Here is a 13,337-nt window from a genome sequence, read left to right as displayed (position 1 = left end):
GCGATGAGATTTTTAGGGTTACGCTTTCGCGAAAGCGCACTCAAAACCGTAAATTTTAGGCTAGAAGATTATGCCTTAGTCACCAAAACAGAAACCGCATTCCCTCCAAAACCTACTGCATTTACTAAGATGCTATTGAGTTCTTGTTTGCTACTTTTCGTCTCCAAATATGGGACTCCAATAAATTCCTGATTTTCCAGCATCAGTACCGCAAGCTCAAGACTGAGCAAGCCACTGGCGCCAAAGGTGTGCCCTATTTTCCACTTGTTTGTAGTGAGTAAGGGAGGATTTTCTCCGAATACTTCGGTAATGGCAGCTAATTCGGCCGCATCGCCTTTTATGGTGCCTGGGGCGTGCATTACGATGGCATCTATTGCAGAAGCATCGAGGTTGCCCAAAGCCATTTTCATAGACTTTTGAAAACAATCACCCGTCGCCGAAAGGGAAACGGAATGTTCCAGTACTTCGGTCGCGTAGCCTATTCCTGAGATATAGGCACGGGCATTTTCTTTCTCACCCAGTTCCAGACACGCCATTCCTGCACCTTCTCCCAGCACCATAGTGTTGCTTTTCTTCCCTTTATCTAGGGCTCGACACACATAATCGCTGTCAGATTTTTTATGGTCGGTGGGTGACAATTTCATCGCCCTCATCTGTGCAATGGTAAATGGTGTGAGTGCGGCCTCCGTTCCTCCTACGAGGAACTTTGTTGCCATTCCCGATTGTAACCAAGCCGCTCCATTTAAAATGGCGTGAAGCGCCGTACTGCACGTAATGGAATGTGATATCTCCGGACCCTCGCTCTGGAGGTCATGTGCAACCCAAGAGGAGATGTTACCTAAGGTTGTTGTGGGAGAAGCCAGGGTCTGGGTGTTGCCATTTTTCTTGCCGTGTCTTGAACTTGATCCAAGAAAAGCATCATAAAAACCTTCAAACAACTGCGTTGCCCCGCGAGAAGAACCTATATTGATCCCGAAATCACCACTCATCCACCCTGCTTCCTTAATGGCGTTACGAGCACTTATAATCCCGTAAAGCACAGAGTTATCTAATCTTGCATAGTGATTATTTTCGGCTGCTAAGTTTTTAATTGTTTCTTTTTCGGCTTTTGAAAGTGGTGTGATAAAAGCTTCAAGCTCGTCTTCCCATACAATCGCAGATGCATTATTCCGGTATGCTTTCCAAACGGCATCGCTCGTCTTCCCCAGTGGGGAAATAGAAGAAAGTCCTGTGATGGCGATTGGTGTTGTGAGCATAAAATTGATTATGATGCAAAAATACTATTCACACCGAGACAAGCTGGGCTTAGACCTCAATAAATTGAAAGTATACCCAGCCAAATATCTATTTTTATATAATTCCCGTAACATAAAAGATGCACCACACACTAATCAGTCAAATTTAAGATCAATGGACAACACAATAGAAAAGCGTAGCTGGTGGCAACGTAACTGGAAATGGGCATTACCTACAGGAGGTTGCCTCACAATAATTATTATCGCAGTATCATTTATAGGCTACGGCGTTTATAAAGTTGCAGATAAGCTGGGCGACGAGACGAGCGTTTTTGCTTTTATAAATGTGATTACAAAAGTCCAGAAGAACCCAGAAGTAATTGCTGCTCTAGGTCGCCCCATTAATATAGAGGACAATGATTATGACCCAGAAATGAACACGAATCAAATGAATCTAGAAATGGATTTACGTGGTAAAAAAGCAAACGGTGTACTACGCGTGAATGCGCTTAAAGTAAATGATGAGTGGGATTACAAAGTATTTACAGTTACCGTGGAAGACTCCGGAGAAGTCATAGATTTACTAGACGATATAGAATAAATTATGGAGTACGATAACGAATTAGTAGAACAGCCCAGCTGGTGGAAACGCAACTGGAAATGGGCTGTTCCCGTAGGTGGCTGTCTCACCATTATCATATTATTTATCACCGTGATAGGAATAGGTGCAGCAGGTATTATAAGCAGTGTAAAGGAAAACACAAATCACGATGAGGTGCTGGCAAAAGTTCAAACGGAACAAGAAGTCATAGATGCCCTAGGAGAACCCATAGAAACCAACGGAATAGGAAGCTACAATATTAATATCTCAAACGGAAACCGTAGCGCAAAAGCTGTCGTTCCCATAAAAGGCCCTAAAGGTAATGGTGAGATTTACGTCACTACAACTGGACCAAAAGAGAATCTAGTTTATGAACAGCTGGAGGTTTATATTTTTGATGAAGACCGTATTATTCCGCTATTAGAAGTTACGGATGATGAAGATTTCTAATACTTATTCTTGTTCTTTCTGAGATGAATTGGTCTTATTTGTGTCCATATTTGCTAAAATTGGACATAAATTGTATTTTTAAAAGAAAAAGATGAACATTAGCTTTACAGAAAAACAGGAAGAATACATTAAAAATCTTGTTGCCAGCGGCGATTACAAAAATGCTAGTGAAGTGGTGCGCGAGGCGCTTAGATTGCACTCATCCGACTATGAGAAGAAGCTGGCCGTTCTTCGTGCCGAAATTCAGAAAGGGATTGATAGTGGTTATAGCGATAGGAGCGTGCGTGATATTTTTGAAGAGGCTAAAGCCCGTGCTCTGAAGAAAGCTCAATGAAGCACTCTTACGAACTATCTCTTCAAGCTCAAGATGATTTAATGGATATATTCATATTTTCCATCGGAGAATTTGGAGTAGATCAAGCTGAAAAATATCGGGACGGTTTATTAAAACTATTAGACCAACTAGTTGAATTCCCATTCGAAGGAATTTCTCGCCCAGAAATAAATAAAGATGTCCGAAGTATGGTATATGTTTCCCACACCATATACTATTCTATAGGAACTTCTAAGCTCTTTATAGAACGTATTTTACACCAAAGCAGAGACACCCCAGCCCATTTCTAAACTAGAAAGCCTCCAGCGCTTCCTCAATCACTCCATAAATCTTTGCCAACTGTTCATTTGTAGTGACTAAGGGTGGCAGTACGTATATGGTATTCCCTAGCGGTCGCAGGCATACGTCTCTGTCCATAAAAAACTGGTACAACTCGTAGCGCAGGTTTCCGTAGCGTTCCATTTTGGTTGAGAGCTCAAAGGCGAGAATCATTCCTTTTACTCTGATGTTTTGCGCTTTTGAGTTTTTTGATAACGCTTTCGCGAAAGTAGTATGACGTTCCGTAATACGCCTCAAATTGTCCTGCATCTCTTCCGACTGCAACAACTCAATACTCGCAATGGCGGCCGCACAGGCCAGCGGATTCCCGCTGTAAGTATGGGCGTGGAAGAAACCTTTGGCGATTTCATCACTCAGAAAATTGTCAAATATATGCTGGGAGCAGGTCGTTAGGCTCATAGGAAGCAGTCCCGCCGTGAGCGCCTTGCTCAGGCACATAATATCCGGATAAACGTCCAATTGCAAAGAAGCAAAATGCGTTCCCGTTTTCCCAAAACCGGTCATTACCTCATCTGCAATAGTGATGATATCGTGTTGCTTGCAAAAAGCCAAAATCTTATTTAATCCAGCTACCTCGTGCATTTTCATTCCCGCCGCACCTTGCACCAGCGGTTCAAACACAAAAGCCGCACAATCATTATGCAAAACGATTTCTTCCAGTCTTTTTAATATATCGTCGATCGTATCTTCCTGTGGCGTCGCGATGCGCTCTACTTTGATGAGAAACTCATTAAATGGCCCGTTGTACACCGAAAGTCCGCTAGCGCTCATTGCTCCGAAGGTATCTCCGTGAAAACCATCCTCAAAAGCGATAAGCACATTGCGCTTTTTGCCTTTGTTATGGTGATACTGCAACGCCATTTTTATCCCTGCTTCTACGGCTGTGGAGCCGTTGTCGTTAAAAAACATTTTAGCCTGGTTGCTGGGTAGGATTTTAAAGAGACTCTCCGCAAGATCTGTGGCGGGTTTGTGGGTAAAGCCCGTAAACATTATCTGATCCAGCTGTTGCATTTGCGCCGTGACCCGCTCCGTAATAAACGGATGGCAATGCCCAAAAAGCGAGGTGTACCACGACGCTATCCCATCCAGATATTCCTTGCCGTCTTCTCCATACAACACCGCACCTTTTGCCCTAGCAATTGCCACAGGAGCGCTACTTGTTTTATGCTGGGTGAGTGGGTGCCAGATGTGTTTTTGGTCTGTTATTAGGGTGGTCACGGGGTGGGTTTTTAGTTGAAAAAGTCTGAATTTAAGAATGATAAATTTGAGGGTAGGAAATGACGGTTTTTCTATGTTGTATTCCTTGTTGCCATTTCGTTTTTTTTATTCATACTGATAAAATTTATCTCTTAATTCAAATGTGAGATTATTGATAAATTCAATATTCGGTTTTTCTGGTAATTCAGAATTTTCAAAGACTAAATCCATTTCATTTTGCAGTTCTTTAGCCATTTCTAAAAGGTCTTCGTATTCATATTTCCCACTTTTAATGTCAAGTAAAAACTCTCTGTTTGATCGCTTAACATTAATTTCTTTCTTTTTACCAATTTCAATTGCCATTTCTAAAAGTCTGAAAGTATGCATCATATTTTTTGCATCATAATTCTTTCCGTGACTTTGAGTGTTCTCATAACGTACCTCATTCCGATTTTCTACCCAATCCCAATATTCTTTATATTCTTTGCAATATTTAGAAAAGCCATCTTTGTTGAAGTAGAGAAGAGCTTCTTGTTTTTCTTCTTTTGGTATTGAACTTAAACGAATATCGTTTGATAAATCGTTTTTGATAATTCCGTTATAATTGATTTGTTCATTATGAAATAAACCAAAAACATCTTTCATATGAGCAATGTTGATTAGTCCACAGTTTTCTTGTTTCCAATTTTTAAGTTCTAGAAATCTTGAAAGAGTAATTGAACCTTGTTCATAATTTACATAGCAAAACGACAAAACACTTTTTCTTTCTTTTCCAACTGGGTTTACAATTTTCTTTTTTAAACCTTTTGCTTTCTTAATTTGAGATAAAGCAAATTTTCCAAAAGTGTTTTTGCATAGTTTCGATAAAATCATTTTTGAATTGATTGCATCTAAATACGAATGCTTATAAATAATTGCTGATTCTGGCGTGTTAAGAAGTTCTAGGATATTTGGGTTGTTTAGAGAAAGTAACTCCATATAACGCCCTAATTCATAGTAGACAATGTCATTTGTTGAATTACTAACTTGAGGTGTGTATTCAAGTCCATAAAAATCTTTTTTTGGTAGTAAGAAAACACCTTTTATATCTGTGTCAGAACTTGGTGTATCAAGTCCATAGGCTTTGCTTCCGCTAATACATTCAAGAATTATTAAACCATTTTCTTTTAAATATTCAATAGTCATTTTAGGAAAGCATTTTTAAGAAAAATGAATTTAACTCTTTTACGTCTCCTTTTGAAGAAGGCAATGAATTCCTTTGTTCGTTAGCAGAATTTATACAATTTTCGATAAAGCTAATAAGTTCATTTTCTCCTTTGTGTAAATAACTTTCGCTTATTGTAGCTTTGAGTTCTATTAGTTCGCCAATACGATTTAATAAATTACTTTCAATATTTAATCCATCAATCATTTTTTGAAATTCAATTGGTGGCATTTCTTCTCTCTCTAAAATCCATTTACAAGCAGTTGCAGAACGTAAAGCGTAAAAGAAGTTTTTTAATTTATAGTCTTCCTTTTCTTTTAGTTCTTCTGTGAACTTTTTAGCCATACTTAAGTAATGATGAATTGTGGCAATTCTCGAATATTGAGAATTTGCTATTTCATTTATTTTAACTAAAAAATCATTATCTGATTTGTAAAGAATTGGCGATTGAATTCTTTCCAATAAAGGCGGATTTGATTTTTGTAAAAGTCTTAAGGATTTTCGCAAATCCCAACCCGTTATATCAATGTCGTTGTTTTCAAACATTAGTTCGATACTATCATTTTTTTCGGACAATGATAAGTACCAATCTTTTTTATGAACGTAGATAATTCTAATATCAAAATCGCTATCGGGTGAAGGAAATCCCCAAGCTCTCGAACCTGTTTCACAAGCTAAAAGAATCTTTATCTCTTTTTCCTTTTCGATTTTGTCTAAATATTGAATTATTTTTTCTGTCATATTATTCTAATCTGTGAGTTTGTTCAAAATGAATGTTAACTTGCTATATAATAACTTTTATCGTTGATATACCGCAAAATTCTCAAGATAACAACGGATTATTGTCATCGATATACCGTAAATATACTCAAACCCCAACTAACCCCTCACGCAACTCCTCCGCATACTCACAAACCACATTCTGGTCAAAATAAGGCTCCTCATCTATACGTCCTATAATCGTTACCTCAGTCATCTTCTTGATGATACTTTCGGTTGTGGGGTGTTCTTCTCCAGAAAAAAGGATACCTATGTTTTTAAAACCACGGCTTTTAAGAATTTCAATGGTCATTAAGGTGTGGTTTATGCTTCCCAAATAATGTCTGGAAACTACGATTACTTTATCTGTGGGCTGGATAAGATCAATAATAGTTTCTGTGTCGTTAAGGGGTACAAGCAATCCTCCCGCACCTTCAATCACTAGATTATTTTTGGTTTTTGGGCGTTTAAAATCGGTGGCTTTTATAGTTACGCCGTCTATTGCTGCAGCTGCGTGGGGGCTCATTGGGGTTTTTAGCGCATACGTATTATCGTGATATTGCGATATGTCATTTTTAACCAATCGCTTTACTTTGTGCGTATCGCTGTTGTCCAGATCTCCTGCTTGTACTGGTTTCCAGTAGTCGGCTTTTAGGGCTTCGGTGATGATAGCGGCGGCAATGGTCTTTCCCACGTCTGTAGAGATGCCAGTGATGAAGTAAGTTTGGTTTTTCATAGTTCGTTCTTTTTTATTTTACAATGTGCTTACACCCCTCCACCTTCTCCTATCGTCGAAGCCACCTCCCCTCGCCAAGGGGAGTAGCACTTTGTAGTCTTAAATATGTTCCTTAATAATTGACAGTAATCTTTCTATTTCCTCCTCCGTATTAAATGCGTGTAGGCAAATGCGCAGGCGCTCTTGTCCTTTTGGCACAGTGGGAGACAGTATGGGTTTTACATTAAAACCCTGTTTTTCCAATTCCTGTGAAAGCGCTTTTACTTTCTCCACGTCTTGAATTACGGCGCAATGGATTGCCGAGGTGCTAGGGATGAAATGTGATGTTAGATTTTGGGTTCTTAGTTGGGTGTTGAAGTGGTTTATTAGGGTTTGTAGTTTTTTGATCGCAGCGGGTTGCTTCGCTTTGCTCTCAACTTGGTTTTGGATCGCAGCAGATTGCTTCGCGCCTTCGGCGCTCGCAACTAGTTGCTCGTATCCAGCCATAATCGTCGCAACCGAGTGTGGAGGTAAAGCGGTTGTATAGATAAGTGATCTTGCAAAGTTGACCAAATAACCTTTCAACTCTTCACTTCCTAAAATAGCTGCGCCGTGAGCGCCCAGTGCTTTTCCAAAAGTCACGACACGCGCAAAAACATCGCCTTGCAACCCTAAGGATTGTACCACTCCTTCTCCGCTCTCACCCATTACTCCTACTGCGTGCGCTTCGTCTACAATGAGATGTACACGGTGCTTTTTACAAATTTCGATAATGGTCTTAAGGTCCGGGGTATCGCCATCCATCGAGAAAACAGATTCGGTAACGACATAGATTTCGGCATTAGTTGCAGTGTCGTTTAAGTGATGCATTTCGCGTAAGCGGGAAATGGTTGTATCTAAATGGGCGACATCGTTGTGCTTGAATTTGTAACCTCTCGCAAGGCTCATCTGGATGCCGTCACGTATGCTGGCGTGAATGTATTCATCGTAAATAATCAAATCTCCGCGTTGCGGTACAGATTGAAAAAAACCAATGTTTGCATCATACCCGCTATTGAAAATTAGCGCAGCTTCACTCTCGTGAAAACTCGCGATGGCACTTTCGGCAAGGGCGTAGAGTTTATGATTCCCGGTTAGCAATCGGCTACCTGTCGCTCCATTTGAGGATAAGCCGTTTTTATGTAAAATGTCTTGGGTCTTTTTGGAGATCGCTTTCGCGAAACTCGTACTGAGCGCAGTCGAAGTAACGCTATCACTAGAAAACCCTAAGTAATCATTAGAAGAAAAATCAATCAAACCAGAAGGCTCCGTAAGCTCACGCAACGAATTATCCTCCGTGCGTTGCTGAAGTTTATGCTGAAGTTTGTGCGGTAACATACGGTAAAGATAGGCGTTGAAATTCATTTTACGGGGTGCCATAACTGTAGTTTCTTATGTACTTTTAGGGTCTAAACTTTACAACTATGCGTTTGCTACTTTTTGCTCTTTTACTAACTGCTGTCACTTACGGACAGACGAACAGCTACACAATTTCCTTTGAGAATGCAACGCACCACGAGGCGCACATCACGGCATCCTTCCCTGGTATCAAAACGAATACCGTGACCGTGAGAATGCCGCGCACCTCGCCAGGGCGCTATGCGATACACGAGTTTGCCAAAAATGTGTACGACCTCAAAGCCACAAACATTAAGGGCGAAATACTCAAAACCTCTCGTCCTGACCCGTATTCTTGGGAAATTTCTGGACACGATGGGACGGTAAACGTCACCTATACCCTATTTGCCGACCGTGCAGACGGTACTTACTCTCAAATAGATGAAACCCACGCGCACCTCAATATGCCCGCGACATTTATGTTTATGGAAAATACCGAGGAAAGACCTATCGAAGTGACCTTTAAAATACGTGAAGATTTGAACTGGAAAGTGGCCACGCAGCTCAAAAAACTGAGCGATACTACCTATTATGCGCCAAATCTCCAGTATTTTATGGATAGTCCCACGGAGATAAGTGATTATAAATTGCGGGAGTATAAAGTGGATGAACAGAATATTCGGTTTGTGCTACACAGCCCAGATACTGCCAACGATTTTGATACGTACTGGAAAAATGTACAGGGTGTTGTGGAGCAGGAAAAGGCAGTTTTTGGCGAGTTGCCCACCTTTGATTACGGGGAGTACACCTTTCTTGCCTGTTACCTGCCCCACGTTTCTGGCGATGGGATGGAGCACCGCAATAGCACAATCCTAACGGACCGGGAGACACTGGCAGATGGTGGCATGCAAGGAAACATAGGCACGGTGTCACACGAGTTTTTCCACGCTTGGAACGTGGAGCGCATCCGTCCGGATGACCTCGAACCCTTTGACTTTACAGCTGCAAATATGAGCGGTAGCCTCTGGTTTGCCGAAGGTTTTACCAGCTATTATACGAACCTCATCCTGGCCAGAGCGGGCATCATCACGCCAGAGGATTATGTTAAAGGTCTTAACCGTACGTTCAATTATGTTTGGAATTCGCCAGCACGCGCTTACTTTAACCCAATTGAGATGAGCTACCAAGCGCCATTTGTAGATGCCGCGACCTCGGTAGATCCTGTAAATCGCGGGAATACTTTCATCTCATACTATTCCTACGGTAGCGTGCTGGGCCTCGCCCTTGATCTTGAGCTTAGGGCAAATGAACTGAATCTGGATGATTTCTTTAAACGCGTTTGGAAAAAATACGGCAAAACTGAAGTGGCGTATACGATTGAAAACCTTGAGGGGGTTTTGGGGGAATATGCGGGTGCCGCTTTCGCGAAAGCGTACTTCTCAAAATACATATACAACAGTGAGATGCCAGATTACGAGCAACTGTTTAAACAGGTAGGACTTACCATCACGCAAGACTCCAAGAAACCGTTTACAGGAATGACCACGGAGAAATCGTCAAAAGGTATCTCCATTGCAAGAACGGTAAACCAAGGTACTCCAGCATATCTCGCAGGACTGGAAAAAGGAGATCTTATTTTAAAAGTAAACGATAAAAACATCGAAGAAGCCGAAGATTTTAACGAGGTCATCGCCGCCTCAAAAGTGGGAGAGATTCTAAGTATTGCTTACGAACGTTTTGGCGAAACCAAAACCGCAACGATGACTTTAGTCTCAGACCCAACGTATCTTATTGAGATGAATACTAATGTAAAATCTAAAGTAGAGAAGGCTAGGGATGCTTGGCTTGGGAAGCAGTAGGCGAACATTAAACAAATACACCTTCGATCTTCAAAGTTATATTTGTTTACTGTTTTAATTTTCTTATAAGAGAAATCCCGAATATCAAGATGAAATCCGGGACTTCAGGTGGATCACAATTAGAGGTGAAAGCAATCTTATGAATTGTAATTTCTATGGCGACCTAGTAACTTATATCTTTGTCATATTTAGGATAAAGACTTATATGGATTCCTAACGTATAAAGACTTGTTTACTAATTGTGGCCCTACCCCAATTAAAATTAGGAGTACCTGTACTCCACATATTAAATCTGTAGGTATGTGATCTATTGGCACCGCTACCACTGCGCTGTTCTATATAGCCTTTGCAGTTAAAAGTTATCGTCCTATCATTGGGCCGAGGACTAAAATGCTCAACATAAACATTAGAAACTGAAACCATATTTGCGTGACCCTCTTTCATCATCGAAAATTTACGTGAACCTTCTACTGCCTCGACACCATTTCTTAAGAAACGAATCCCATAATATCCTCTAGGCTCTGTAAATGATGAAATACCCACAGGGACGGAGTACTGTATTATCACTAGTCCTTCTTTATTTGCTGGAATTGTTGTCCTAATGGACAATCCCAGGGGCACGTTATCTCTTATACCTAAACCAGTTACAGTTCTATCTACATTAGTAGAAGCAATTACAGCATCAACATCTGATAAAATATAGGCTGTAGATTGTCCGATGTTCCCATTTGCATCTGTTGTTAGAAAATTAGATTCATTTACATTTTGACTCGGTAAGTTTCTAATACGTAAATCTCCATTAACATCCAGATCTCGTGTAGGTGAGGTTGTATTAATTCCTATTTGGGCAAAAGATGAGGATAATGCACAAAACAGGAAAATCCCTGAAATTTGAGTTGTTTTTGAATTTTGATTAGGGTGCGTTGCTTTATGCATTATCTCATATATTATGTTAAGCAACCATTCTATTGTTTTCTTAGGAGATCTTCTTTTTAATGGCATAATTTCCGCAACAACGGGCGGAACATCTATCCTATCTGAAAACAACATTTGTACACAGGCAAGTAATCCTGTTATTCTTTTTTTAATCTTATATAATTGTCTCATAACCATTACAATATTTTGATAATTTATACGGCTCAAATCTAGAATTGTCTAGCCATACATATCTTCATACCTTCTCACAGTTATCTAACAAAAGCTACTGATTATAGGAAGTTTATCTTACTTTTATCTCACAAAACTTGTTTAAGGCTTTCTAATGAAGATATTTCTTACATTTTTTTTAATCATAACCTTCTCTCTACTAGGTTGCAAACAAATGGACAAGGACACGCCTCCAGAGTCTATTCGCTATATAGAAATAGACCACCCAGACTATAAAAAAGCACTAAGTTTTGATCCCAACGAGAAGGATAGCACTCTTCATTATTTCAATTTATATGATGCCTCCATAGCAAAAAAGCTAGATAGTACAAAGATGGGTGTGGCTCAATATCATATTGGTAAAATTCTAATTGAGAAAGGTATATTAGAGGAAGGGATGCAGAGCTTGAACAATGCACGCCATTTTCTGACTCCTCTAGAACCTACTAAAGAATTGGGACTAGTCTACAAGGCCTTAGGAAGAGCCTATGAAATGAATAATGAGCGTATAAAAAGTCTAGAGACTTTTTTAGAGGCAGAAAATTTTTACAAAGAGGTCAATTCTCGCTCTCTTGATACATTAGAAGTTTTAAACCGCTTGGATATTGCTCGAACCCTAATACGTTCTGAATATTTAGAAGAGGCACTTTTGCAATTGGAAGAAATTAAAGAAAGTCCTTACCTACAAGAGTCTCCTGGACTTCTTGCAGAGCTTTACACTTCACTAGCATCGATACATAGCTCTCTGGGTAATAGCGAAGAATCCATATTCTATTTTGAAAGAGCGCTAAATATTGTGAAGGGCTTGTCTGACCTTCCCAAAAACTATCTTGTGGGCGCCTGGCTTAATTTATCAGGAATTTATATAGAAGTAGGGAAATTTGAAGAAGCAACCCCCTACGTTGACAGCGCTTACAACTACGCAAAAAAATATGAACTTCAATACGAACATACTACATCGACGTATTATAAAGGCCTAATATCTAAGGAAAATAAGCAACAATTGGCGTTTCAGGCATCGAGAAAGGAATTAGACTATTTGCTTTCGAAATATTCGTTCCCATCCATAGAATTCAGCGTGGATAAAGATTTAATACTTGAAAACACTTCTGAAAATTCTAATTTAAAAGAACAACGCTTGGATGAATTTGTTAGCAAGTGGCAAGATTCGGGTTTACTGAGAACTTTGACTCAAAGTGAGCTTGAAAGTTTAGAGAAAATATATAAAAGTGACGATACGGAATCCCTCTCAACTCGTCTTTTGAATTTTTTGGCTAAGTCTTCTAATGTAGCTACAGATGATTCGTCAAAGAATAAATTAAAAAATGATCTCGTTAAATTCACCTTTAACGCTCATCAAAGAGAACTTGCATATAAGGATAAAAGAATCGAAATTGAGCGCAAAAACCTTAAAGTGGTAAGACAAAGAAATATTGTCATCATCGTAGCCTCAATATTATTGTTGGTTTTACTTACTCTTATTTTTTTACATAGGCGCAATATTTATATTGCAAATAGAAATGCCCTCCTTAAGGAGACTGAATATTTAGCTACCCTTAATACGACAAAAAATGAAGAGCTGACCGATGTCGCATTACTTTTTAGAGAGAAAAACCAATTACTTGAAACTTTTAAGGACCGACTTCAAGGCCTCTCAACTCAAAATCCTGAGTCAAAGAAAATAGCGTTGCAAACACTTAAATCAATTCTTGAAATAGACAAAGAAAAAATCAACTCCCTCCATCTTGATAACGATCTTGCATCTGATTTTATAGGCTGTTTAACTCATAATTATCCTGACTTGACTAAACGTGAGATTAAAATTGCCACTTTAGTCCGTTTGGATAAATCTTCTAAGGATATAGCAAATCAACTTAACATTAGCTCCGTTACTGTAGATAATTATCGTCATAAAATTCGTAAGAAACTAGAACTTAGTAATACGGATGATCTCACTATATTCTTGAAGTCTCTCACTTAATTATTACCACTCCCTTTCTTATTAAAAGAATAATCAAACTTAAATAATTTTGTATTGTGGCTGTGGGAATTTCATAACTTCTAGATAAAAATCAAAAGGCTCGACTCACTATTTATTAATCAATATTTCTTATTTATCCG

General features: G+C 39.5%; 13 protein-coding genes. 6 read left to right on the top strand and 7 right to left on the bottom strand.

What is annotated here, in order from left to right; genetic code table 11:
• Nucleotides 1-68: 68 nt before the first annotated feature.
• Nucleotides 69-1,256, bottom strand: a complete 1,188-nt coding sequence (locus tag EAX61_RS14365; protein WP_121918407.1) for a beta-ketoacyl synthase N-terminal-like domain-containing protein — start codon at nt 1,254-1,256, stop codon at nt 69-71.
• Nucleotides 1,257-1,410: 154 nt separating this feature from the next.
• On the opposite strand from EAX61_RS14365, the gene EAX61_RS14360 reads away from it, so the two are divergent.
• From EAX61_RS14360 to EAX61_RS14345, 4 genes are all read left to right on the top strand, one after another.
• Nucleotides 1,411-1,836 carry a cytochrome c oxidase assembly factor Coa1 family protein gene (locus tag EAX61_RS14360; RefSeq protein ID WP_161555242.1) on the top strand — a complete coding sequence of 142 codons (426 nt, stop codon included), beginning with the start codon at nt 1,411-1,413 and terminating at the stop codon, nt 1,834-1,836.
• A 3-nt stretch (nt 1,837-1,839) separates the two neighbouring features.
• Nucleotides 1,840-2,286 carry a cytochrome c oxidase assembly factor Coa1 family protein gene (locus tag EAX61_RS14355; protein WP_121918405.1) on the top strand — a complete coding sequence of 149 codons (447 nt, stop codon included), beginning with the start codon at nt 1,840-1,842 and terminating at the stop codon, nt 2,284-2,286.
• A 91-nt stretch (nt 2,287-2,377) separates the two neighbouring features.
• The gene (locus tag EAX61_RS14350) at nt 2,378-2,620 is read left to right on the top strand and encodes a type II toxin-antitoxin system ParD family antitoxin (RefSeq protein ID WP_121918404.1); all 243 of its coding nucleotides are present in this window, start codon (nt 2,378-2,380) and stop codon (nt 2,618-2,620) included.
• Nucleotides 2,617-2,910 carry a type II toxin-antitoxin system RelE/ParE family toxin gene (locus tag EAX61_RS14345; protein WP_121918403.1) on the top strand — a complete coding sequence of 98 codons (294 nt, stop codon included), beginning with the start codon at nt 2,617-2,619 and terminating at the stop codon, nt 2,908-2,910. The genes EAX61_RS14350 and EAX61_RS14345 overlap by 4 nt, the downstream gene beginning before the upstream one ends.
• A 1-nt stretch (nt 2,911) precedes the next feature.
• Here the strand turns inward: EAX61_RS14345 and bioA are convergent, their stop codons facing one another.
• From bioA to EAX61_RS14320, 5 genes are all read right to left on the bottom strand, one after another.
• Complete coding sequence (gene bioA / locus EAX61_RS14340; protein WP_121918402.1) at nt 2,912-4,177, bottom strand: adenosylmethionine--8-amino-7-oxononanoate transaminase; 1,266 nt, start codon at nt 4,175-4,177, stop codon at nt 2,912-2,914.
• A gap of 105 nt (nt 4,178-4,282) precedes the next feature.
• Complete coding sequence (locus EAX61_RS14335) at nt 4,283-5,341, bottom strand: DNA polymerase beta superfamily protein (RefSeq protein WP_121918401.1); 1,059 nt, start codon at nt 5,339-5,341, stop codon at nt 4,283-4,285.
• A gap of 1 nt (nt 5,342) precedes the next feature.
• The gene (locus tag EAX61_RS14330; protein WP_121918400.1) at nt 5,343-6,101 is read right to left on the bottom strand and encodes a nucleotidyltransferase domain-containing protein; all 759 of its coding nucleotides are present in this window, start codon (nt 6,099-6,101) and stop codon (nt 5,343-5,345) included.
• A gap of 127 nt (nt 6,102-6,228) precedes the next feature.
• Entirely contained in the window at nt 6,229-6,855 is a 627-nt protein-coding gene (bioD, locus tag EAX61_RS14325) for a dethiobiotin synthase (protein WP_121918399.1), read from the bottom strand.
• Nucleotides 6,856-6,954: 99 nt separating this feature from the next.
• Nucleotides 6,955-8,253 (bottom strand): aminotransferase class I/II-fold pyridoxal phosphate-dependent enzyme, encoded by a 1,299-nt coding sequence (locus EAX61_RS14320; protein ID WP_347337929.1) that lies wholly within the window; start codon nt 8,251-8,253, stop codon nt 6,955-6,957.
• 44 nt (nt 8,254-8,297) lie between these two features.
• Between EAX61_RS14320 and EAX61_RS14315 the strand changes: the two genes are divergently transcribed.
• Complete coding sequence (locus EAX61_RS14315; RefSeq protein ID WP_121918398.1) at nt 8,298-10,070, top strand: M61 family metallopeptidase; 1,773 nt, start codon at nt 8,298-8,300, stop codon at nt 10,068-10,070.
• Nucleotides 10,071-10,283: 213 nt separating this feature from the next.
• Here EAX61_RS14315 and EAX61_RS14310 read toward each other — a convergent pair whose 3' ends face one another.
• The gene (locus EAX61_RS14310) at nt 10,284-11,177 is read right to left on the bottom strand and encodes a hypothetical protein (RefSeq protein ID WP_147448384.1); all 894 of its coding nucleotides are present in this window, start codon (nt 11,175-11,177) and stop codon (nt 10,284-10,286) included.
• A gap of 214 nt (nt 11,178-11,391) precedes the next feature.
• On the opposite strand from EAX61_RS14310, the gene EAX61_RS14305 reads away from it, so the two are divergent.
• Nucleotides 11,392-13,197 (top strand): transcriptional regulator, encoded by a 1,806-nt coding sequence (locus tag EAX61_RS14305; RefSeq protein WP_161555241.1) that lies wholly within the window; start codon nt 11,392-11,394, stop codon nt 13,195-13,197.
• Nucleotides 13,198-13,337 lie beyond the last annotated feature (140 nt).

The organism is Dokdonia sinensis (assembly GCF_003688895.1).
GTDB lineage: Bacteria > Bacteroidota > Bacteroidia > Flavobacteriales > Flavobacteriaceae > Dokdonia > Dokdonia sinensis.
Note: the sequence above shows the minus strand (reverse complement) of the source record. Positions and strands in the feature narration are given on the sequence as shown.

Excerpts from the sequence above, each read along its gene's own strand:
- EAX61_RS14365 (WP_121918407.1), bottom strand. The coding sequence starts at position 1,256 with ATGCTCACAACACCAATCGCCATCACAGGACTTTCTTCTATTTCCCCA.
- EAX61_RS14360 (WP_161555242.1), top strand. The coding sequence starts at position 1,411 with ATGGACAACACAATAGAAAAGCGTAGCTGGTGGCAACGTAACTGGAAA.
- EAX61_RS14355 (WP_121918405.1), top strand. The coding sequence starts at position 1,840 with ATGGAGTACGATAACGAATTAGTAGAACAGCCCAGCTGGTGGAAACGC.
- EAX61_RS14350 (WP_121918404.1), top strand. The coding sequence starts at position 2,378 with ATGAACATTAGCTTTACAGAAAAACAGGAAGAATACATTAAAAATCTT.
- EAX61_RS14345 (WP_121918403.1), top strand. The coding sequence starts at position 2,617 with ATGAAGCACTCTTACGAACTATCTCTTCAAGCTCAAGATGATTTAATG.
- EAX61_RS14335 (WP_121918401.1), bottom strand. The coding sequence starts at position 5,341 with ATGACTATTGAATATTTAAAAGAAAATGGTTTAATAATTCTTGAATGT.
- EAX61_RS14330 (WP_121918400.1), bottom strand. The coding sequence starts at position 6,101 with ATGACAGAAAAAATAATTCAATATTTAGACAAAATCGAAAAGGAAAAA.
- bioD (WP_121918399.1), bottom strand. The coding sequence starts at position 6,855 with ATGAAAAACCAAACTTACTTCATCACTGGCATCTCTACAGACGTGGGA.
- EAX61_RS14320 (WP_347337929.1), bottom strand. The coding sequence starts at position 8,253 with ATGGCACCCCGTAAAATGAATTTCAACGCCTATCTTTACCGTATGTTA.
- EAX61_RS14315 (WP_121918398.1), top strand. The coding sequence starts at position 8,298 with ATGCGTTTGCTACTTTTTGCTCTTTTACTAACTGCTGTCACTTACGGA.
- EAX61_RS14310 (WP_147448384.1), bottom strand. The coding sequence starts at position 11,177 with ATGAGACAATTATATAAGATTAAAAAAAGAATAACAGGATTACTTGCC.
- EAX61_RS14305 (WP_161555241.1), top strand. The coding sequence starts at position 11,392 with ATGGACAAGGACACGCCTCCAGAGTCTATTCGCTATATAGAAATAGAC.